General features: G+C 72.4%; 13 protein-coding genes. 6 read left to right on the top strand and 7 right to left on the bottom strand.

Translation table 11 applies throughout. The features are described from left to right. Positions 1–64 precede the first annotated feature (64 nt). Together WME97_RS21145 and WME97_RS21140 are read right to left on the bottom strand one after the other, a co-directional pair. Entirely contained in the window at positions 65–1,210 is a 1,146-nt protein-coding gene (locus WME97_RS21145; RefSeq protein ID WP_437554345.1) for a hypothetical protein, read from the bottom strand. Positions 1,211–1,565: 355 nt separating this feature from the next. Further along, on the bottom strand, positions 1,566–2,048 hold the full coding sequence (locus tag WME97_RS21140; RefSeq protein WP_437554343.1) for a MarR family winged helix-turn-helix transcriptional regulator: 483 nt from the start codon (positions 2,046–2,048) through the stop codon (positions 1,566–1,568). Positions 2,049–2,301: 253 nt separating this feature from the next. Here WME97_RS21140 and WME97_RS21135 point away from each other — a divergent pair, with 253 nt between their 5' ends. Together WME97_RS21135 and WME97_RS21130 are read left to right on the top strand one after the other, a co-directional pair. After that, the gene (locus WME97_RS21135; protein ID WP_437554341.1) at positions 2,302–5,049 is read left to right on the top strand and encodes a transglycosylase SLT domain-containing protein; all 2,748 of its coding nucleotides are present in this window, start codon (positions 2,302–2,304) and stop codon (positions 5,047–5,049) included. A 177-nt stretch (positions 5,050–5,226) separates the two neighbouring features. Continuing rightward, positions 5,227–6,597 carry a hypothetical protein gene (locus tag WME97_RS21130; RefSeq protein WP_437554339.1) on the top strand — a complete coding sequence of 457 codons (1,371 nt, stop codon included), beginning with the start codon at positions 5,227–5,229 and terminating at the stop codon, positions 6,595–6,597. Between the two features lie 111 nt (positions 6,598–6,708). Here WME97_RS21130 and WME97_RS21125 read toward each other — a convergent pair whose 3' ends face one another. Next, positions 6,709–11,139, bottom strand: a complete 4,431-nt coding sequence (locus WME97_RS21125; RefSeq protein ID WP_437554337.1) for a protein kinase domain-containing protein — start codon at positions 11,137–11,139, stop codon at positions 6,709–6,711. Between the two features lie 258 nt (positions 11,140–11,397). Between WME97_RS21125 and WME97_RS21120 the strand changes: the two genes are divergently transcribed. Then, positions 11,398–11,844: a response regulator gene (locus WME97_RS21120; RefSeq protein WP_012236479.1), complete on the top strand. Its 447-nt coding sequence runs from the start codon at positions 11,398–11,400 to the stop codon at positions 11,842–11,844. Positions 11,845–11,947: 103 nt separating this feature from the next. Beyond that, complete coding sequence (locus WME97_RS21115; RefSeq protein WP_437554334.1) at positions 11,948–12,718, top strand: carbon-nitrogen hydrolase family protein; 771 nt, start codon at positions 11,948–11,950, stop codon at positions 12,716–12,718. Positions 12,719–12,778: 60 nt separating this feature from the next. Here WME97_RS21115 and WME97_RS21110 read toward each other — a convergent pair whose 3' ends face one another. Both WME97_RS21110 and hemW read right to left on the bottom strand, forming a co-directional pair. Beyond that, positions 12,779–13,720: a pyridoxal-phosphate dependent enzyme gene (locus WME97_RS21110; RefSeq protein WP_437554332.1), complete on the bottom strand. Its 942-nt coding sequence runs from the start codon at positions 13,718–13,720 to the stop codon at positions 12,779–12,781. 81 nt (positions 13,721–13,801) lie between these two features. Next, the gene (hemW, locus tag WME97_RS21105) at positions 13,802–15,049 is read right to left on the bottom strand and encodes a radical SAM family heme chaperone HemW (protein WP_437554330.1); all 1,248 of its coding nucleotides are present in this window, start codon (positions 15,047–15,049) and stop codon (positions 13,802–13,804) included. Between the two features lie 259 nt (positions 15,050–15,308). On the opposite strand from hemW, the gene WME97_RS21100 reads away from it, so the two are divergent. Further along, positions 15,309–17,483 (top strand): RelA/SpoT family protein, encoded by a 2,175-nt coding sequence (locus WME97_RS21100; protein ID WP_437554329.1) that lies wholly within the window; start codon positions 15,309–15,311, stop codon positions 17,481–17,483. A gap of 10 nt (positions 17,484–17,493) precedes the next feature. Here the strand turns inward: WME97_RS21100 and WME97_RS21095 are convergent, their stop codons facing one another. Further along, a complete protein-coding gene (locus WME97_RS21095) occupies positions 17,494–18,096 on the bottom strand; it encodes a YkgJ family cysteine cluster protein (RefSeq protein ID WP_437554327.1) in 603 nt (200 codons plus the stop codon). Between the two features lie 70 nt (positions 18,097–18,166). On the opposite strand from WME97_RS21095, the gene amrB reads away from it, so the two are divergent. Further along, positions 18,167–19,666 carry an AmmeMemoRadiSam system protein B gene (gene amrB / locus WME97_RS21090; protein ID WP_437554325.1) on the top strand — a complete coding sequence of 500 codons (1,500 nt, stop codon included), beginning with the start codon at positions 18,167–18,169 and terminating at the stop codon, positions 19,664–19,666. Positions 19,667–19,778: 112 nt separating this feature from the next. Here amrB and WME97_RS21085 read toward each other — a convergent pair whose 3' ends face one another. Beyond that, entirely contained in the window at positions 19,779–21,008 is a 1,230-nt protein-coding gene (locus WME97_RS21085; protein ID WP_437554323.1) for an FHA domain-containing protein, read from the bottom strand. Positions 21,009–21,390 lie beyond the last annotated feature (382 nt).

The following is a 21,390-nucleotide window of genomic DNA, read 5'->3' as shown; positions in this document are numbered from 1 at the left end:
GCCGCCCGTGCGGGCGGGATGCGGTGAACGGTCGCGGAGGATCGCGCCGCGTGGGCGGGCGGAGCTAGGGGCAACTGGCGCGCGAGAGCCGGATGCCCTGGTCTTGCTCCGTGTAGGCGATACCGAGCTCCTGACCTGTCCAGGCCAGCGCCGGGTACCGCGCGGTCGCGCCGCCGCTCGCCTCGATCTCGTCGCCCATGGGCTCGAGGTCCCGGCTCAGCAGCGTGACGAAGACCCCCGGGGGACCGTCGCGGAACTGGTAGTACGCGACGGCAAGGCCGCGCCCTGTCCACGCGAGCGCCGGCCAGTTGGCGCTGCCTTCGCCGCGCGAGGCGATGGCCTCGGGCGACACCTCGTCCTGCGCGGAGATCCGGAGCGCGCGGATCTGCTCCGCGCCGCTGCGGGTGTCCTCCCAGACGAGGAAGGCGTCGTCTCCGCCGAGCACGACGCGCGGCAGCTTCGCCGTCACGCCCTGGTGCGCGATCGGATCGAGCGGAGCGCTCTCCTGGCCTGGCCTGGCGAAGTCGAGCGCGTCGCCCTGGGTCCAGACCACCGCGGTCTTCTCCCCGTCCGAGGCGACGGCCGGAAATTGCGCCTGATCCAGCGGCATCGAGCTGCTCAGCGCGCCGCCGTCGAGGTGGCCGAGCTGCGACCCGCCCGCGTCCATCCACGCGATGAGCGTCCCGTCCTGGCTCGACGCCGCGGTGGGCCAGGACTCGGCCGCTCCGCTCCTGGCCAGATCGAAGGCCGCGCCCTCGGCGACGCCTTCCAGCGTCGCGCGGCGGCCGCGCACGACGCTGCCCGCGCCGTCCTGATCCTGCCAGAGGACGAGCAGGCCCTGCCCGTCGCGGTGAACGCTCGGGTGGCTGGAGACGCCCGGCCCGTCATCGATCACCTCCTCCCGCAGCTTGTTGCCCTCCGCGTCGACCGTGGCGAGGAGGATGTCGCCCTCGTCGGCTGCGCGCTCGTGCCACGCGATGGCGAAGCCCGATCCGGTCCACGCGATCGACGGCGTGATCCCGCGGCCGCTGCTCACCTTCAGGCCCTCGGCCGCGATCGTGCAGGCTGCGGCATGGCTCCCGGTCCCTCCGCCTCCCGCCGCGTGCCCGCCGCCTCCTGTGTCTGCTTGCCCGCCTCGCTCTCCGGAGCCGCAGCCCCATGACGCTGCGATGATCGCCGCGCTGATCGAGCCAAGAACCCAGTGCCTCATGGTTCCCCCGTCGTGCTGATGGGAGGCGCTCGGCGCGGCGCGCGCCGCGCGGAGATCGCGCCGAGTGCCTCGATTCACGGGTCCGGCGCGGCGACGTCCTCCGTCTCGGAGACGGCGAGGCGCGGATCGCCGTGCGGGACGACCGCTGTTTCTCTGTTCGATGTCCGGAAGGGCCGCGGGTCGCGGCCCAGCCCTGCGCTTCACGCAGATCACGCAGCGCGCGCCGCGCTTCGGGCCGCGAAGCGCCGTTCGCTCAGCGCGCGCGGCTCCAGCGCCGTGCGCGCCTGCAGGCATTCTCCGATCGGCGCTGCCCTGACTGGATCGCGCGCCGCCCGCGCGGATCCGACCGGCGGCGCTACTCGTCGCCCTGCTGCGGCTGCAGCGCCTCGGCGACGGCCGCGAGCACGTCCTGCGCGGCGTCGAGCTTGCGTCGCGGCACCGACTTCAGCGCCTGCCGTACGGCCGCCTCCACCGTGCCGGTGCGGAGGCTGTCGAGCTCGCGTCCGCGCGCGGTGAGGCCCAGGAGCGCGCGGCGCCCGTCCTTCGGGTCGACCCGGCGCTCGATGATCCCGCGCTCTTGCAGCCGCTTCAGCACCCCCGTGAGGGTGCTCGGGTGCAGCTGCATGATCTCGGCGAGCTGCCCGGCGGAGATCCCCGGGTAGCGCCCGACGATGCGGATGACGAGCCGCTGCGGGCCCGTCACGCCCATCTTCGCCTCCATGCGCTTCGACGTCGACTGCAGGCCGTGATCGACGGCCCACAGGAGCTTCATGAAGTCGAGCACCTCGCCCAGCCGAGAGCTCTTCTCTGAAGGGGGTCCGGCTGGAGACGAGCGCATCGCCGATGCTTGCTAGCTCGCCCGGACGCGGGCGGCTAGTGCTGGTCGCGGCGAGGGCCGTCGGCCCCGGGCAGGCGCGGGGCGTGGCGCCGGGGCAGATCGCCGAGGAATTCGGGCGGGAACATCGCGGGGAGCCGCGGGCGCGCCGGGGCGCACCGGGAAGCGTGGCGATGTCGAGCAACCCACGGCGCCGCCGTTGTCTCCGCGCTTTGCCGTAGCGCTCGCGGGCGGTTTCGGAGCAAGATCCACGTCGATGAGCTGGGCACGGCGAGCCGCTCTGTGGACCGGGCTCGGCGCGCTGCTCTGCATCTCGGGCGCGGCCGTCGGCCAGGCGCCGTCGGTGCGCGCGTCCTTCTCGGCGGCGTACCGCGCCTTCCGTGATCCCGGCCTGCTCGATCGCGCGCCCGCCCTCGCGCCGACGGCCGACGCCTGTCCTCCGCCCGCTGGCGACGCGCCGCCCGCCCTCACGGCGCTCCTCGTGCACGAGTTCCAGCCCGCGGCGGACGAGGATCTGGAGGACCCCGACGGGGCGGTGCTGGCCACGCTGGCGATGCCGGACCTCGACGTGCCCCTCACGCGCCGCACGATGCGGTTCGTCCGCTTCTTCGCCCAGTCCGACGAGGGGCGCGCCCTCTTCCAGCGGCGCTTCCGGCGCGCCGGCGCGTACCGCGAGATCATCGAGCGCTCGCTCCGCGAGGCGGGCCTCCCGGAGGATCTGCTCTGGGTCGCGGCGATCGAGAGCGGCTTCGACCCGCGGGCGGTCTCGCCGGCCGGCGCGGCGGGGCTCTGGCAGTTCATGCCGAGGACGGGCGAGGCCTACGGCCTGGAGCAGTCCGAGTGGATCGACGCCCGCATGGGCATCACGCGGGCCACGGACGCCGCGACCGCGCACCTGCGCGATCTATACGAGCGCTTCGGCCGGTGGGACCTCGCGCTGGCGGCGTACAACCTCGGCCACGACGGCGTCCTCCGCGCGCTGTCGAAGGTCGCTGCGGCGCGCGATCCCGAGGCCCGCGGGCCCGTCGGGCTCGCGGAGCTCTCACAGGCCGGCGCCATCCCCAAGGAGACCGCGGACTACGTGCCGCAGATCATCGCCTTCGCGCTCGTCGCGGCGAACCGCGGGCGCTTCGGGCTGGACCTGCCCGACGTCGCGCCGCTCCCGCCGCTCGACCTCGGCGAGGTCGCGGTGCCGCCGGGGACGCGGCTCCGCACGATCGCGCGCGCCGCGGGCATCTCGACGGCCGTGCTGCGCGAGCACAACCCCGAGCTCCTGCGCGACCGTGTCCCGCCCGGCCGTGTCGACCACCTGATCTCGCTGCCCGCCGATCGCGTCGCGCGCGCCATGGCCCTGTTCCCCGCCTACCTCGACCACGAGGAGCTCGACGAGGACGAGGGCGACGGCGCGAGCGCTGGGCTGCCGCAGCGCGCCGCGATCGGCGAGCTCGCGCTGGACGGCGCGTCGCTGCCGCCCCGCCCCGTGTCGCTCGGTCGGAACCGGCTTCCCCTCTTCACCCCGCCCGGCCAGGCGCCGGCGCCCATGCCGCTCCTCGGCAACCCGGAGGCGCTCGATGCGAGGCTCCCGATCGTGATGATCGGCGGCGGCGTCGGCTTTCGCCCTGCCTTCGAGGACGACCCGCTCGGCATCCGGAGCGGGCGCCTCGTCCCGGCGTCGCCTTTCGACGACGTCGGAGGCCCGAGCGCGCGCCGCGCCCTCAAGGGGCGCGAGGCGGCGATCGAGAAGCAGATCGGGCTCCTCGCGGGCGTCGGCCAGGAGCAGGTGCAGCGCTTCCGCCTCCCGAACGGCATCGCGGTCGACTTCCGGGAAGATCCCGCGGCGCCGCTCGTCTCGATCAGCGCGGCCGTCGCCGTCCCGGCGCGGTCCGCGAGCGACGCCGGCGCGGCGGGGCCCGCGCTCGCCAGCGAGGCGCGCGTCGCGATCACCGTGCCTCCGCGGGATCTCGACGTCGGCATCGACCTCGTCGCCGCGCGGCTCAGGATGCTGCTCGGCGAGGCGAGCGACGCGCGCGTGGCCGAGCTCAGGCGGCAGGCCAGCGCGGCCTCGCGGGGCGCGCTCGAGCGGGCGCCGTACGGCCCCTCGTGGCTGGCGCTCGGGGACGCGCTGTTCCCCGCCGGCCACCCGCTGGAGGGCACCTTGATAGGGGCGCGCGGCGACGCAGGCGCGGCGAGCGAGCTCCTGCTCACCGAGTCGCTCCGGCGCGAGCGCGCCGCGGCGCAGGCGACGATCGCGCTCTCGGGCGACGTCTCCCGCGCGGCGGTCGAGCAGGCGCTCGCGCGCTCGCTCCACCGCGCCGTCGAGGAGCCGGAGCGGCCCATCGGGCCGCACCCGCGCGAGGAGCGGATCGTCATCGAGGACGCGGTGCCGGCGCCGCGGCTGCTCTATGGCTGGATCGCGCCGCCGGAGGGAGGCGCGGACGAGGCGCCGCTCCGGGTGGCGATGGAGATCCTCGTCAGCCCGCGCGTCGCGCGGCTCGCGAAGGCCCTCGTGGCCGAGGGGCAGCTCGCGTCGGAGGTGACGGGGCGCCTGTCGCTCGGCGCGCAGGCGAGCGTCGCGGCGGTGGAGCTCACGCCTGCGCCGTCGCGCAGCGCCGCCGAGCTGGAGCAGCGCCTCGACGCCGAGCTCGCGTCGCTCGCGACGTCTGGGCCCACCTGGAAGGAGCTGGCCCTCGCGAAGGCCTTGCTCAAGCTGGATCTCGAGAGGGAGCTCACCCGGCGCGCGACGGTCGCGCCGCCGCCCGCGTCTCCTCGGCCGATCACCGATCTGCGGCTGCGCGCTGCGCTCGACCCGGGCAGCTTGCCGAGGCTGCTCCGCGCGCTCGAGGAGGTCGAGCCGGCCGACGTGCGCGCCGTGGTCGCGCGGACCTTCGGCCGAGAGCGTCGGGTGAGCGTCACGACCTGGCCGCGCGGCGGGAGCGGCGGAAGCGCCGTGGCGACCGCGGCCCCCCCGACGCTCCCGCCGCTCGCTCCGCCGCAGCAGCCGTGAGGCCGCTGGCGCTCGTTCAATCGGCCGAGCGTGCCCGAGCGTGGCCAGACGCCGCTGAACATGCCGGTGTGTAACCGGCGTCACATGTTCAGCACCCCGCGTGCCAGCCGGCCTTTTTCAACATGAACTTATGGACAGGTATGGACAGCTGGTAGCGATCGGAGATAGCACGGGAGAATGACGACCCCTGTGAAGCCGCTGATGGCTGCGGTACCGGCGAGCGAGCACTCCGGCCATTTCCAGGATGGTGTCTATCGGCCCTCCCTCTCGTCGCCCGCGGAGGCGCAGGCGCTCCGGACGCGGAGCGGCGTCGTGGAGCGCGCGACGCGGACCACCGCGAGGACGCACTCCGGCGTGCGGTTCTCGGAGGCGTCCGAGCTGCCTTCGCTGCTCGACCACGTGCCCGCTGTCATCGCGCTGGAGCGGCAGCCGGTGCTGCGCAACCTGCTCATCACCCAGTGCTACTACGAGATCTCCGCGGAGCTCGTGAAGCTGCTCGGCGGACGCAACGCCCACTGGTGCACCTTCGCCACGTGGGCCTCGAAGACCGCGGGGCGGTTCATCCGCAACGAGGAGGTGCCGGCGGTGCTCCGGCAGCTGATCCTCTCGGACGAGGACGAGCGGGAGGTGATCTCGCAGCGCGCCGGCATCGCGACGGGGCGCGGCAAGGGCGAGCCCGAGCGCTCGCCGCTCGTCAGCGGCGTCAACCTGCTCACGCCCTGGTGGGGTCATGGACTCGATCTGATGGAGATCCCAGAGCGGATCTTGCGCGAGCTGAGCTCGGACATCGCCCTCGGCAATCTCAAGGTCTTCGAGGAGCTCGGACCCCTGTTCGTCCGCATGATCCACCTCTATCGAGAGTGCCCGCGGCCCGGCGACGCGCAGCTCGCCGCGCTGCTCGACGGGCTGCAGACAGGGCAATCTCGGGAGGGGGGACAGGGGCTGCTCCGCAGCGCCGTGGCGCGCTACCACGAGGCGATGCTCACGGAGGAGAAGGACAGGAAAGCGGAGCTGGTCCTCCTCGCCAACGCGCTCGTCGGGCTGCACGAGCAGGTGCGGCTCCAGCCGTACATCGCGAGGGCGCTCAACGCGCCCGTCCGCTGCCTGGGCGACTCGATCGGCGTTCCCGGACGGCACCTGCCCGAGGCGCTCAGGTCCGTGATCCGCGAGCAGGCCGAGAAGGTGCAGGCGATCTGGCGCCTGATGGCCACGAAGGAAATGATGACCATGCGCCTGCCGGACGAGCTCCTCGATCTCGGCCACGACCTACCCGCGCCGCCCGGCTTGCCGCTCCACTGCGCGGAGCTCGCGACCATCGAGGATCGCGAGCTCTTCGACCTCCTGAGCGAGTACAACGCGCACGATCAGACGACGCACGGCTGCGGCGCAGAGGACTGGGCGTCGCTGCCCGAGCGCATGGGCTACATCCTCGAGCTGTTCCGCTCACGGCAGTCCTGCACGCGGCTCCTCGAGCGGCCCTTCAGCCGCGAGCAGCACGCCGAGATCGTCGCCTGGCGGGTGCCGATGCGCACCCACGGCGAGCTCTAGCGCCGCGCTCCGGAGCTCCTGCGGCGTCTCCCGCGGTCGCCTCGCGGCGGGACGCGCCTCGCGCGCCGCCGAGGCGCGCTGCTTCTTCTCTTCCAGCGCGCCGCCCTCCGCTCAGGGGCGGGCCGCGCGGCGCTCGGAGAGCTGCGCCAGGAGGCCGAGCGCGCCCTGACCCTCCGCGATCTCGCGGCCGCGCCGGAAGGCCGCCTCGGCCCGATCCCGCGCCTCCGCGGCCGTCGGCGCGCCGCGCACGAGGGCGATCTCGCCCTCGAGACGGTAGAGCTCTGGCTCGAAGTAGCGTTCGTCGCTCTTCTCGACGAAGGTCAGCGTGTCGGCGAGCAGCGCGCTCGCCTCGTCGACGTTGCCCGCGCCGAGCTCCGCCTCGATGAGCGCTGACCGCCAGTAGGTCAGCGACACGCGGCTGCCGATGCCCGTCAGCATCGCCAGGCCTCCGCGGATGCGCGCGGCGCCCTCGGCATACCGCGCGCGCGCCGCCTCGCCGGCCGGCCCCTCGGCCGCGCGCGCAGCCGTCGCCCAGCCGAGGTCGATCTGGCTGAGCGCCGCCCAGTGGGGCATGCCCACCTCCCCGGAGAGCTTGCTGAGCGCGTGCGCGTGCGCCTCCGCGCCCGCGAGATCGCCGAGCAGGCAGCACAGCACGGCCGCGAAGTGCTCGACGAAGCCGCGGCTCACGGGCTGGTTGAGCTCCTCGCACAGCGCGATCGCCTCGTCGACCGAGGCCCGGGCGCGCTCCGGCTCGCCGAGGTGGAACGCGATCCAGGCGAGGTGAGACAGGGAGAACGCCGCGGCGTCCTGGCCGAAGAGGAAGGCGAGCGGGAGGTGACGCGCGGGATCGTAGAGCGCGAGCACCTTGTTGAAGTGCTCGCGGGCCTCGCGGAGGTGCCCTCGGAGGAAGCGCGTCGCGCCGAGCGCCTGGTGGGCGCCCAGCGTGATGCCGGCGTCGCCCGTGCTCTCGGCGAGCGCGAGCAGCTGCTCGCCGTGCTGCTCCGCCAGCGCGTAGTCGCCGCGGACGTGGAAGAAGATCCAGAGCCCCCACAGCGCGGGGAAGAGCTGCGGCGAGGAGCCCACCTCGCGGCAGAGCGCGTGCGCGCGCGCATACGTCGCCTCGACCTCCGGGGCGGCGTAGCCGCGCGTGATCATCAGCGGGACCCCGAGCGTGGTCTGCAGCGTGATCTCGTCGCGCGCCCGCTCTTTGGTCTCCGGGAGCTGCTTGAGGAGCTCTAGCCCGCGGCTGAGCTGGCTGATCGCCTCGGCGTGCGCGGACGAGAACAGCGAGGCCTCGCCCGCGCGCTGCCACGCGGCGACGGCGGGGCCGAGCAGCGCGGCCTCGGTGTAGTGCCGCGCGAGCAGCTCGGGCGGCGTATTCGTGGTGCGCTCGGCGAGGACGGCCGCGATGCGCGCGTGGTACACCTGTCGGGTGCCGCGGAGCAGCGACTGGTAGGCGGCGTCCTGCACCAGCGCGTGCTTGAACGTGTACGTCGAGCGCGGGGGGCGCCCCCGCTGGAAGAGCAGCTCGGCGTCGACGAGCTGCGCGAGCGCCTCGCGCAGCGCCTCGGGGCTCGACGCCATGAGCAGCGGCTCCGCGCCCGCGCTGCCGGCCGCGCACAGCTCGAGCGCCTCGTAGCCGAACGTTCGGCCGAACACCGCGGCGAGCTGCGCGACCTCCTTGGCAGGACCCAGGCGATCGAGGCGCGACGTCAGCGAGTGCTGGAGGGTGGTCGGGATCTCGAGCGCGCCCACCCCCTGGCGCGCGGCGCTCGGCGCGCCGGTCGACTCCCCTGCGGCGGCTTGCGCGGCGGCCGACTCGACCACCATGCGCGTGAGCTCCTCGGCGAACAGCGGGACGCCATCGCTGCGCTCCGCGAGCGTCCGGATCACCTCGTCTGGCAGCGACGCCTTCATGCCCGGCGCGCCGCTCGTCGTCGCGTACGCGCCGGCCAGCTGCTGGACGAGCGCCCGCATTCGCTCGGCGCTGAGCGGGGCGAGGTAGAGCTGGGTGAAGTGCGAACGCACCGGCCACGGCGGCGCGAACGTCGGGCGCGCGGTCAGGAGAAGCAGCAGCGGAGACGGCCGCCCCTCGTCGATGAGCCGGCCGAGCAGCTCCAGGGTCGACGGGTCGGCCCAGTGCAGGTCCTCGGTCGTGAGCACGAGCGGCTGCCGATCGGCGAGCCCGAGGAAGAGCTGCAGGAGCGAGGAGATGGTCTCCTGCCGCTGGCGCTGCGGGCTGAGCGCCGGCGCGGGGTGGCGTCCCTCGGTCGAGATCGACAGCAGCGCGGCGAGCAGCGGCACGGCGAGCGGCCCCGCCTCCGCCTCGGCGAGCAGCTCCTCCAGCCGCGCGAGCCGGTCCTCGCGCGGATCGAGCCCTGCGCCGCGCTCCGTCGACGGCGCGGCGCCGCTCAGCGTGCTCGTGCGCTCGCGGTCGCCCGCGAGCAGCGCGTTGAGCAGCTCGATCACCGGATAGAAGGCGCTGTTCTGGAGCTGCGGCGAGCAGCGCGCCTCGAGCCACAGGTGGGGCGTCCCGGCCAGCCGATCGCGGAAGGCGCGCACGCTCCGCGACTTGCCGATCCCCGCCTCGCCCGTCATCAGCACGACCTGCCCCGCGCCGCTTGCGGCCCGCGTCCACCGGACCGCGATCTCGTCGAGCTCGCTGTCTCTCCCGACGAGCGGCGTGAGCCCGTGCTGCATCCTCGCGTCCAGCCGGTCCCGCGCGGTCGTGCGCCCGTGCACCGCGAAGACCTCGATAGGCTGGCGCCCCTCCTTCGGGCTGATCTCGCCGAGCGCGTCCACGTGGTAATAGCCCTCGACGAGCTTCAGCGTCGTCCGGCTCACGAGCACCGTGCCGGGCTCCGCGTGGGCCTTCAGCTGCGTCGCGGCGTTCAAGGTCGGGCCTGCGAGCGAGGGCGCGGCGTCGCTGTCCGCCACGACGACGATCCCGGTGTGCACGCCGACCTGCACGGACAGCGGCACGGACACGAGCTCGCGCGTGTTCAGGCTGGACATGTGCTCGACCAGATCGAGCGCCGCCTGCACGGCGCGGAGGGCGTCGTCCTCCCTCGCGACGGGGTGGCCGAAATACGCGATCGTCTCCTCGCCCGGGGAGCGGAGGAACACCCCCTCCTGCGCCCCGATCACCTGGGCGCACACCGCCTGGTACATCTGGACGAGCTCGTGGAACGCCTCGCTGTCGATCGTATCCGCGATGCGCTCGGCGCCGGCGAGCCCGCAGACCAGCAAGGTGAGCTGGCGGCGCTCGCCGCGGCCGGTGGTGGACATCGGCCGCGTCCCGGGCGCGACGCTGGGGCGGGACGTGAAGTTCGTCGCCGGCGCCGTCGGCGGGCTCCCCGAGGCGCCGAGGTGGATCGACGCGTTGCGGATCGGCCTCGCCGGCGCCGCGGCGGGCGCGACATTGCGGCCTGGGATCGCGAGCGTCGGCGCGGCGCCGAGCCGGTCGTCCTGCCGCTGCTGCTCGGGGGATTTGCGCACCGTGCCCGGCGGCGGCTCGGGTTGCTCGGAGGGCACGAGCTGGGTCTCCTGCTCGGCCTCGACCTGCCGCGCCGGTCGCGTCGCGATCGCCCGCTGCTCCAGCGCGCCGCCGCGCCCTTTCACCGATGCGGCGGGGCCGGGATCGGGCGGCAGCGGCCACGGGATCCCCGACACGTCGCACTCCTCCAGCAGCTCGTAGGCGTCGCGGGCGGACCGGAAGCGGTGCACCGGCGACTTGGCGGTCGCTTGCTCGAGCAGCGCGCCGAGGGGGTGGCCGCGGAGGGCGCGCGGGATCGGCACCGGCTCGGGGCTCAGCTGGCGGAAGATGACCTCGGCGACCGTCGCCTCGTGCATCACGGGCGCGCCGAGCAGGCACTCGAGAAAGGTGAGCCCCCATGCATAGATGTCCGCCGCTGTGGTCGGGGTGGACTGCACGAGCTGTTCCGGGGCCATGTAGGCCGGGGTCCCGTTGAACTCCCCGGTGGGGGTGAGCGCGCGGTAGTCGGCGGAGCGGGCCTCGCCGATGAGCGCGGCGATGCCGAAATCAAGCACCTTGGCGTGCGTCCGCTTGCCCGACCCGGCCACCATGATGTTGTGCGGCTTGAGGTCGCGGTGAACGACGCCGCGCTCGTGGGCGAAGCCGATGGCGTCGAGCACCTGCAGCATCAGCCGCTTCGCCTCGTTCGGCTCGACCCCCCTCGTGCGCTGGCAGCGCGCGGTCAGCGTCTCGCCGTCGACGTACTCGAGCGCCAGGTAGAGCTCGCCCTCGGGCAGGCGCCCGGCGTCGAGCAGGCGAACGATGTTCGGGTGGCTCAGCTGGGCGATGACCTGCATCTCCCGCTCGAAGCGCGCTTCCTGGGAGCTCGACTCGCGCGAGCGCCGCAGCACCTCGGGCCGAAGCAGCTTGAGCGCCACGCGCTGGGTGGTCACGATCTGGCGCGCATCGTAGACGACGCTATGGCCGCCGCTCCCGAGGTGGCCGAGCACCTGATACCGGCCGTCCACGAGCGCGCCGACCTCGAGCAATCCATCGCGAGCGGGCATCTCCTGATCTCTTACCGCCGAACGCCGCCGGAGTGGATCGTGAACGCCGCTGCCGGTCCAGGTTGATCGCTCGCGGCGCCTCGAGGCCCGCTGAAGTGACGCGAGACAGGGCGCCGGGGCGAAGCGGCGCTCACATCTGCCGGCCTTCCCGCTGTGTCGCACGCCTGGCTGCCCTTCGCTGGGCGTGATGCAGGCAACCAGATCACCTCGGCTTGAGCGCGTGGTGCAGGAGAACGAGGTCTGATACCCTCGCGCTTGATGGGCAATGCCCCGCACTCCGGCAGCATGCCGCCACCTTCGAGTGGTCGGGGCCAAGGAGCCCTCCTCTACGCCGTAGACGATGAGGAGCTCAACCTGGACCTCATGGATCGGGCGCTCCGCTCCGGCTACCAGGTCCGCACCTTCGGGGACCCTCGCCGCGCGCTGGCGGCCGCGGTGAAAGAGCCGCCCGCCGTGGTCGTCGCCGACTACCGGATGCCTCATTTCAGCGGGCTCGCGCTGCTGCGCGAGCTGCGCCGGCAGGGGCTGAGCTACGTCCCGGTGCTGGTCTGCGCCCCGACCGACGTCGAGCAGATCCAGAAGATCTCCCGGGAGAGCGCGGCGTTCCGGATCATCACGAAGCCCTGGATCGCCTCGGATCTTCGCCGCCAGGTCGACCTGGCGGTGAGCCTCCACCAGCTCCAGGTCGCGCGGAACCACCGCTGAGCCGAGGGCGCGCCGTGGCTTTGCCGTGCGCTGTCCGGGGCGATGCGGCCGGATCGCCCGCGGGCGGCGCGCGAGCGTGCCCGCGCCGCGGGGGCGTCCGGTGGTGCCCTTGAGCGATCGCTCCCTCGACGTGGTCGCGCTCGAGCTGCCGCAGCGCTTCGGCGACCGAGGGGGTGCGCTTGCCGAGATCGACGGTCTCCTCGGATCGCCAGCGCTTGCGGGGGCAGACCTGGTGCTGCTGTCCGAGCTCATCCTCACGGGCTATGTCTCGCCGCGTGGGGACAGCGATCTGCGCCGCTTCGCGGAGCCGATCGACGGGGAGTCGGCGGAGCGGCTCGCCGAGCTCGCGCGAAGGCACGGGATCGCGCTGGCCGGCCCCCTCGTCGAGGCGAGCGGGGGCCGCTTTTACAACAGCTTGCTCGTCTTCGACGGCGAGGGACGGCGCGTGGGCCATTACCGCAAGCGTCATCCGTGGTTCCCGGAGCGCTGGGCGGCGCCGGGGGATCTCGGGACGCCGGTCCTCGAGCTGCGCGGGGTCAAGCTCACCGTCGCCATCTGCTTCGATGTTCACTTCGTCTCCGACGACGCGGGCGACGCGCTCGATGAGGCCGATCTGCTGCTCTTCCCTACGGCGTGGGTCGACTCGCCCGGGGAAGGGGACATGCGCGCCGATCTCCTGCCCGTGCTCGCCCGGCGCCATCACATCTCGATCGTGAACGCCAACTGGGGGCCCTCCCGCCCTGCGCTCGACGGCCAGGGCGGCTCGCGCATCCTCGACGCGCAAGGGCGGTCGATCGCAGCGGCGCCGCCCGGCCCAGGGCCGAGCGCTGTACGCGCCACGTTGCGCTTCGCGCGAGAGCGGCGCGCCACGTGAGCCTGGGCGCGCGGAGCGCCAGCGCGCCCTCGCGGGTTAGGCTCGAACGCCCGAGCGCGCTCAGGCGAACGGGAGCCGGGTCAAATCGACGTTGCCTCCGCTCACGATGACGCCGATCCGCGCCCCTTGGACCAAGCGCCGCAGGACCGCCGCCACCGGGACGGCCGCGCTCGGCTCGATGACGAGCTTCATCCGCTCCCAGACCACGCGCATCGCCTTGACGATGTCGTCTTCGCTCACGGTGACGATCTCGACCCCGCGCTCGCGCAGGACCGCGAAGGTGAGCTCGCCGAGCGAGGTGCGGAGGCCGTCGGCGATCGTGACCGGGTCGTTCGAGGGGACGATCCTCCCTTCGCGCATCGATCGCGCCGCGTCGTCCGCGGCCTCGGGCTCGGCGCCGATCGTGCGCGCGCGCGACAGCGAGCCGGTGGCGATGGCGGTCCCGGAGAGCAGCCCGCCGCCGCCCACGGGCGCGACCACGGCGTCGAGATCGTCCACCTGGGCCGCGAGCTCCAGCGCGGCCGTGCCCTGGCCGGCGATGATGCGCGGGTCGTTGTAAGGAGGGACGAAGATCGCGCCCGTCTCGGCGATCACGCGGGCGACCGTCTCCTCGCGCGAGCGGAGCGTGGGGGCGCAGCTCACGACCCGGGCGCCGTAGCCCTCCACGGCGGCGCGCTTCACGGCGGGCGCGTTCTCGGGCATGACGATGTACGCGGCGACGCCGCGGATTCGGGCCGCGAGCGCGAGCGCGGCGGCGTGGTTGCCCGAGGAGTGGGTCGCGACGCCGCGCCGCGCCTCCTCGTCCGAGAGGGACAGGACCGCGTTGCACGCGCCGCGGAATTTGAACGCCCCGACCCGCTGCAGGTTCTCGCACTTGAAGAAGACGCGCGCCCCTGCGATGCCGTCGATCGTCCGGCTGGTCATGACGGGCGTCACGTGGGCGTGGGGCGCGATGCGCACGGCGGCGCCGCGGATGTCCTCGACGGTAGGCAAACGGCTCATCGGACGCTCATCGGAGCGCGCTCCCGGCCCGGCGTCCACCGCGAGCGCCGCGCGCCCACGTGACGCCCTCGCGGCGCTGCTTCAGAACAGGTCGGCCGCGATGCCGTCGGCGAAGACCCAGGCGGCTCGCGGGACGCGGATCCGCCCGCCCGCCACCTCCAGGCGGCCGGCGCGCTCGAGCCGCTCCGCGGCCCTCCGCCGCGAGGGCGGCCACGCCGGCACCCCGAGCGCCGCCGCGGCGGCCTCGAGATCGAGCCCCTCGCGCAGCCGCAGCCCGAGCATGATCCGCTCGGACAGCCTTGTCTCCGGCTCGAGCCGCTCCTCGCTCTCCACGGCGATCGCGTCGCCGCCTTCGGCCGTCGCAGCCATGTACCGTTCTGGACTCACGATGTTCCGGTACCGGACCGCGAACGCTTCTCCGTCATGGCCCTCCGCGCCGGCCGAGCGCAGGCCCCAGCGCGGATCCGGGCGCGACACCGTCCCGTAGGCGGCGCACCCGAGACCGACGTAGTCGACGCCTTGCCAGTAACCCAGGTTGTGGCGCGCCTCGTGACCCGGCCTCGCGTAGTTCGACACCTCGTAATGGGCGAGCCCCTCGGCCTCGAGGGCCTCGTCGATGGCGAAGAACGTGTCCGCAACGCCGTCGTCTCCGGCGAGCGGCAGGCGACCGCGCCGCGCGAGCTCTCCGAACGAGGTGCCGGGCTCGACCGTCAGGCTGTACGCCGAGATATGGGTCACCCCCGTCGAGGCCACGGCGCGCGCCTCGGCGGCGGCGTGCTCGGGGCGTTGCTCCCGCGCCGCCTCGACCGTTCCGACCGCGACACCGTAGATGAGATCGCCGCTCACGCGCGGCATCCCTGACCGGAGCGCCGCCGAGAGCGCGCCGAGCCCGCCGTCGGGGTCGTGCAGGCGCCCGAGGAACCGGAGGCGCTCGACGTCGAGGCCCTGAACTCCGACGCTCAGCCGGTTCACTCCGATCGCTCGGAACGCTCGGGCCCGCTGCTCATCGAGCGAGGTCGGGTTGCACTCGACGGTCACCTCGAGGTCCGGCGAGAGCCGGCCGGCGGCCGCGGTGATGGCCGACAGCACCCTGCCCATCTCGTCCGGCTCCCACAAGGACGGCGTCCCGCCGCCGAAGAAGATGCTCCGGAGCTCGCGCTCGCCCAGCAGATCCTCCCGCTTCCGGAGCTCGGCCAGCACGGCGTCGGCATAGCCGCGGTGGTCGATCGCCTCCCGCGCCTTCGCGAAAGACACGAAGTCGCAGTAGGGACACTTCTTGAGGCACCAGGGGAAGTGGACGTAGACGGTGATCGGCTCCATGGTTTTCATGAATCCGCAGCAACATTCGACCCGACGCAAGCGGGCGAAGCGGAAACTCCGAGATGAACCGAGATGTGGACGAGGACGACGTGGATGGCGTGGATGACGACGAGGACGCGCGACGGAGCGCGCGTGCCCTGCGCCGGGCAACGCGCCTGGGCACCTTGCTCTGCGCGCGCGCGCCGCGCATGGTGACACAATTGCGGGGTCTAGATCGCGGTGTTAGCGTGCGAAAGGGAGGGGGCGCATTGCGCCCACCGAACTCTTCATGCTGACGTTGACGGAGCTTGTCGATCGCGTCCGGACCTATCAGCCGGCTGCAGACGTCGATCTCATCGCCCGGGCCTACGCCTACAGCTCTGACGCTCACAAGGGGCAGACCCGCAAGAGCGGTGACCCTTACTTTTCCCACCCGGCCAGCGTCGCCGCGATCATCACCGAGCTCAAGCTGGACACGGCGAGCGTCTGCGCCGGGCTCTTGCACGATGTCGTCGAGGACACGCTCGCGACGACCACCGACATCGAGAACAGCTTCGGCCAGGAGGTGGCGTTCCTCGTCGACGGCGTGACGAAGCTCTCGAAGATCAACTTCGCTTCCAAGGAAGATCGGCAAGCCGAGAACTTCCGCAAGATGCTGGTGGCGATGGCGCGGGACATCCGCGTGCTCCTCGTGAAGCTGTGCGACCGCCTCGACAACATGCGGACGCTCGAGTTCATGAAGCCCGAGGCGCAGGACCGGATCGCCCGGGAGACGATGGATATCTACGCGCCGCTCGCGAACCGCCTCGGCATCGCGCGCTTCAAGAGCGAGCTCGAGGACCTTTCGTTCAGGTACATCGAGCCGGAAGCCTGGTCGGACCTCTCGCAGAAGGTCAAGACGACCGCGAAGGAGCGGGACAAGTACATCCACGAGGTCTCGAAGGTGCTTGCGGGCAAGCTCGCGGAGCAGGGGTTCGCGGTCGACGTCACCGGCCGCGCGAAGCACCTCTACTCGATCTGGCGCAAGATGCAGGCGCAGCAGTGCGATTTCGATCAAGTCTACGACGTCATCGCGTTTCGCGTGCTCGTCGAGTCGGTGGCGGACTGCTACGCGACGCTCGGCGTGATCCACTCGCAGTGGACCCCGGTACCCGGCCGCTTCAAGGATTACGTCGCGCTGCCCAAGCCGAACATGTACCAGTCGCTGCACACGACGGTCATCGGGCCCGGGCGCGAGCGGATCGAGATCCAGATCCGCACCCACGAGATGCATCGCGTCGCGGAGCAGGGCATCGCGGCGCACTGGAAGTACAAGGAGAACAACTCCGGCGGCATCGACCCGAAGGACGCCGCACGGTTCGGTTGGCTCCGCCAGCTGATGGAGTTCCAGAAGGAGCTCAAGGATCCGGCCGAGTTCCTGGAGAGCGTCAAGGTCGACCTGTTCCAGGACGAGGTGTACGTCTTCACGCCGAAGGGGGACGTGCGCGTCTTCCCCCGCGGCTCGACGCCCATCGACTTCGCGTACGCGATCCACACGCAGGTCGGCGAGCACTGCTCGGGGGCGCGGGTCAACGGCGCCATCGTCCCGCTCCGCTCGAAGCTCCGGAACGGCGACGTGGTCGAGGTGATGACCAACCCGAGCCAGCACCCTTCGAAGGACTGGCTCGATTACGTCACGTCCAGCCGCGCGCGCTCGAAGATCCGCAACTACCTGCGCACGGAGCAGCGGGAGAAGTCGCTCAAGCTCGGCCGTGAGCTCCTCGAGAAGGAGATGCACCAGCGGAGCATGAGCCTGAGTCGCCTCACGAAGCACGAGGGCGAGCTGCGCAAGGTCATGGAGCGCTTCGGGGTCACCTCCGCCGACGAGCTCTTCATCTCGGTCGGCTATGGCAAGGTGAGCGTCCGCGCGGTGTGCGAGTTCCTCGCGCCCACGCCCAAGGAGAACGAGAAGGGCACGCCGACCCCGCCGCCCGAGTCGATCAAGGAGGGGCGCATCGAGTCGCTCGTCCGCAAGGTCACCGGGCGCGACAGCCACGGCATCCGGCTGAACGGCATCGACGACGTCCTCGTCCGCTACACGAAGTGCTGTAACCCGCTCCCAGGCGACGAGATCGTCGGCTTCATCACGCGCGGCCGCGGCATCACCGTCCACCGCCGCAACTGCGCCAAGGCGTTCGACACGGACCCGGAGCGCCGCGTGGAGATCTCCTGGGACGCGCGCGCGAAGATCAACCGCCCCGTGCAGATCAAGGTGATGACGGCGAACCGGCCGGGCATCCTCGCGACGGTCGGCCACACGTTCCACGAGCAGGGCATCAACATCAGCGAGGCGACCTGTCGCGCGGGCGACGATGGTCGGGCGATGAACACGTTCACGTTCCTGTGCTCCGACCTCGCGCAGCTGAAGAGCGTGATCCGGCGGCTGCAGCGGATCCCCGGCGTGATGGCCGTCGAGCGGACCTGAGCGGCGGGCCTCAACGGCCGCGGCGAGCGCGCGCCGCGCTGCTCGTCCTGGGCGGCGCGCCCGCGGTGCTCGGTCCAGCCTCCGCCAGGGCGCGGGTGAGCGGACGGCCGAGGTCGCCCCCCGGCTCGTGTCGCGCGGCGATCTCCTGCACCTTGCGGACGAGCCGGGTCACGTCGTGGTGGCGGACCGGGGATCCAGCGGAGGCGCGATCACAGAAGAACGTGCGACACCCGAGGGGCCTCGCGGCGTAGATCGCGCAGCGGCCGGCGTCGGTGAGCATCGGGCACCGCCGGTCCGACGCCTGCGGCAGCGCGCGTCGCCGGGTCGGGCCGCTGGCGGACGCCACCGGCTCGGGCGCTCCCGCCCCGCCGGCTCGCACGATCCCCTCGAGCGCTCGGCGGCCCCCGCGAGCCGCGATCGCGCGCCGGACGGCAGCGAGCTCGACGGACGTCACGTACGGTTCGCGGCCCGTGATGCCGAACCGACAGCACTCGGTTGAGGCCTCGCACGTCCAGCCACTGAAGACCTCTTCCGCCTCGCGGTACACGGCCGAGAGCTCGATGAGCAGATCGGCTTCACGGACGGGTGGATCGAGGGGCGTGGTTCGACGCATTCGTTCGGAGGCGCTCTCGTGGTGATCGGACGTACTGCCAGCCCGAAGCGGCCGCGATGCCAGGGGAGGGGTGGGAAGGGGTGCGGAGCAGGGCGGAGCTTCAAGCAGCGACCCTAGTGCCACGCGGCGCCGCTGCGAAGCAGCAATCCGCCATCCTGACGGGCGCTCTGACGCAGGGCACCAGCGCCGTCCGTTCTGGAGCGAGCTGCCGCTGCGACCGCGGGGGGCGTCGGCGCTGTTCTCGGATGCGCGAGGCCGCGCGCTGGGCGGCGAGCGCGCACGCGCTATTCTCTCGCGCTGGATGCCGGTGCTGCGCCCGAAGCTTCGAGCCCTTGAGATCGTCGTCATCCAGGATGAGCGCCATGGCCGCGCGTTGACGTTGCGCGACACCGAGGGCATCGCGCCGTCTCCGGTCGTCATTCCCGCCGCGAGCGCTGCCGTGCTCGCGCGCTTCGACGGGAGGCGATCGATCGACGAGATCGCGCGTGACGTCGCCCGGTCGACGGGCCAGCACGTGGACGCCGCCCACGTGTCGCAGCTGGCCGACGAGCTGGAACGCGCGTGGATGCTCGACAGCCCGCGATTCCACGCGCGCCGGCGGAGCGTCGTGCAATCGTTCGACGCGGCGCCGATCCGGGTGGCCGCGCACGCGGGCGGCGCGTACCACGGCGATCGACGGAAGCTCGCCGACTTCATCGAGCGAAAGTGCCTCCAGGTCGCGCGGCCGCAGGGCGGAGCGACGCGCGCTGCAGCGTCGCAAAGCGCGCCAACACGCATGGTCGGGCTCTGCGCGCCGCACATGGATCTCTGGCGCGCCGCGGCGGGCTACGGGCATGCGTATGCTGCGCTGGAGCAGGCGCTGGCGGGTCCAGGGCTCGATCAGGTCGACACGTTCGTTCTGCTCGGGACGTCGCACGCCGCGATGCGCCGTCCGTACGCCGTCTGCGAGAAGACGTTCGCGACGCCGCTCGGTCCTCTCGATCCGGATCGAGAGATGATCGCAGAGCTCGCGGCGGCGAGCCGCTTCGACGTGCGCGAGGACCAGTACCTGCACAAGAACGAGCACTCGATCGAGTTTCAGGCCGTGTTCGTGCGGCACCTCCTTGGCGGCCGCGCGGCGTCGATCGTACCCATCCTCTGCGGCCTCTCGGAGTGTCAGGCGCGGCGTCGCGACCCCGCGCAAGATGATGGTGCCGAGTCGTTCCTGAGGGCGCTCCGCGACGCCCTGGCGAAGCGCCCCGGTCGCGTCCTCGTCATCGCAGGAGCGGACCTCGCCCACGTCGGCCCGCGCTTCGGTGATCCCGCGCCCCTGGACGAGCGGCAGCGGACGGCGCTGCGCGACCGCGATCTCGCCTCGATCGAGCGCGCGACGTCGATCGACGCGCCGGGCTTTTTCGTCGACGTTGCTCGGGACCTCGCCAGCCGTCGCGTCTGCGGCCTCGGCCCCATCTACACGTTGCTCCGCGCGCTCCCGCCGTCGTCGCGCGGCGAGATGCTGCACTACGAGCAGTGCGTCGACCCCGAGGAGGGATCGATCGTCAGCCATACGTCTCTCGGATTTTACGGTTGAAGATCCGCGCCTGGATGTCCGCCTGGCGCGCGCTGGCGCTTCGTCATCGAGCGCACCGAGAGCCCCCCGCGCTGGCGCGACGCAGGGCTCCCGGTCGTGAAAGGGGCGTCACTCAGCCGCGCGGGACCCTGCGGCGCGCGATGTCGAGGCCGAGCCGGTCGGCCTCGCGGTAGATCGCCTGCCGCGACATGCCCAGGGCACGCGCAGCCGACGCGACGGAGCCGTTGGCCCGGGCGAGGGCGTCCTCGAGGCGGGCGCGCGCGAGCGAAGGATCCGTCGCGGGCGGGAGATTCGGCTTCACCCGCGGGCCGCGCGCGAGCGATCCCGCGATCGGCGTGACGGAGAGCGGGCCGTCCGGCGCAGCCTGGGCTGCGGTCACGATGGCGGACTCGAGCTGCGGCACGCCGCCCGGCCAGCCGGCGCGGACGAGCGCCTCCAGGAGCTGCGGGGTGAAGCGGTCGAGGCCGATCGCATTGCGCTCCGCGATGTCGCGCACGATGAGCGGCACGTCCTCACGCCGCATCTCGAGCGTCGGGATCGTGATCCGCTTGCCAGAGAAGAGCGAAGCGAACCACGGCGCGACGCGCCCGTCGCCGGCGGCACGGTCGAGCGGCTGTCCGGTCGTCGCGATGATGCTGACGCCGTTCGAGCGGCCGACCGAGTGCGCGATCTCCAGCTGCTGCGGGCGCGGCAGGCGATCGGCGTCGAGGACGAGCCATGTCATCGGTCGCGCGCCCGGCGGAATGGCCGGCTTCGTCTCGGCGCTGCCGTCGATGACCAGCGTCTCACCCAGGCCCTCGCGCACCGCTGCGGCGAGGCGAGCCAGCGTCCGCTTCCCGACCCCGGGCGCGCCCTCGATGCAGACGCTGGAGCCCGACTGCACGAGCTTCATCACCGGGTCGATCCAGTCCTTGCGCTGCTTCGAGCCGAACACCAGCGGGCCGAGCCGAGACGGCGCGCCGTCGTACAGCGCGAGGTGCCGCTCGACGAAGACCCCGAGCTGATGCCCGAGGCGCACCACGTCGCCGTGCATCACGCCGATGCGCCGGGCGCGGACGCCGTTCACCCACGTGCCGTCGTGGGTGTCCATGTCCTCGATGTAGCAACCGTCCGAACGGACGCTGATCTTCGCGTGCTCCGGCGCGATCCCTTCGCCCTCGATGCGCCCGTCGCGCGCGGCGCTGCCGATCACGGCGCCGTCCATGAGGCTCACGATCCGCGGCGGAGCGTCGAGCCCGATCAGGACGAGCCCCCACCCGCCGTCGTCATCCTGTCGCTTGGCGTGGACTCCGGACCGGTACTCTTTCTGAAGGACCGGCGCCGTTGTCTCCGCAACGTCCACTCGCAAAGCAGTCTGTTCGTTCATGCTCCCCCCAAGTCCAAAGGACCTGCCTGGTCGACCCAGGCCAACCAAGAGCGCGCCGAGTGGCGGGCACCCTTATGATGTAAGAGCCCCCCACACGGTGCCGCTGTCGCGAACGCGAAGGCTTTTGTGAGCGGCACCGTGCGCGGTGCTGCTTGGCGAGCCCCCTCGCTCGCAATGGCCACACAATACTCGACCAGAGCGGCCGTGCAACCTGCCGGCGACGGAAGTTTTGAGGTTTTGTTGTTGAGAGCTTGACTCCCACCACGCCGATTGGTACTCATCCGCCACGCATCGACGGAGCGAACCTCCGGTGATGACCCGGCGCGAATCAGGATTTTTCTGACAAACGCCTTCAGAT

The organism is Sorangium sp. So ce367 (assembly GCF_051520455.1).
Taxonomy (GTDB): Bacteria; Myxococcota_A; Polyangia; order Polyangiales; family Polyangiaceae; genus Sorangium; species Sorangium cellulosum_B.
The sequence above is the reverse complement of the archived record's forward strand: the minus strand, read 5'-3'. Positions and strand labels throughout refer to the sequence as shown.

What these genes read in the sequence shown, in the direction of transcription:
- WME97_RS21135 (WP_437554341.1), top strand. Translation starts at nt 2,302, where the DNA reads ATGAGCTGGGCACGGCGAGCCGCTCTGTGGACCGGGCTCGGCGCGCTG.
- WME97_RS21100 (WP_437554329.1), top strand. Translation starts at nt 15,309, where the DNA reads ATGCTGACGTTGACGGAGCTTGTCGATCGCGTCCGGACCTATCAGCCG.
- WME97_RS21145 (WP_437554345.1), bottom strand. Translation starts at nt 1,210, where the DNA reads ATGAGGCACTGGGTTCTTGGCTCGATCAGCGCGGCGATCATCGCAGCG.
- WME97_RS21120 (WP_012236479.1), top strand. Translation starts at nt 11,398, where the DNA reads ATGGGCAATGCCCCGCACTCCGGCAGCATGCCGCCACCTTCGAGTGGT.
- hemW (WP_437554330.1), bottom strand. Translation starts at nt 15,049, where the DNA reads ATGAAAACCATGGAGCCGATCACCGTCTACGTCCACTTCCCCTGGTGC.
- WME97_RS21125 (WP_437554337.1), bottom strand. Translation starts at nt 11,139, where the DNA reads ATGCCCGCTCGCGATGGATTGCTCGAGGTCGGCGCGCTCGTGGACGGC.
- WME97_RS21140 (WP_437554343.1), bottom strand. Translation starts at nt 2,048, where the DNA reads ATGCGCTCGTCTCCAGCCGGACCCCCTTCAGAGAAGAGCTCTCGGCTG.
- WME97_RS21110 (WP_437554332.1), bottom strand. Translation starts at nt 13,720, where the DNA reads ATGAGCCGTTTGCCTACCGTCGAGGACATCCGCGGCGCCGCCGTGCGC.
- WME97_RS21095 (WP_437554327.1), bottom strand. Translation starts at nt 18,096, where the DNA reads ATGCGTCGAACCACGCCCCTCGATCCACCCGTCCGTGAAGCCGATCTG.
- WME97_RS21130 (WP_437554339.1), top strand. Translation starts at nt 5,227, where the DNA reads ATGACGACCCCTGTGAAGCCGCTGATGGCTGCGGTACCGGCGAGCGAG.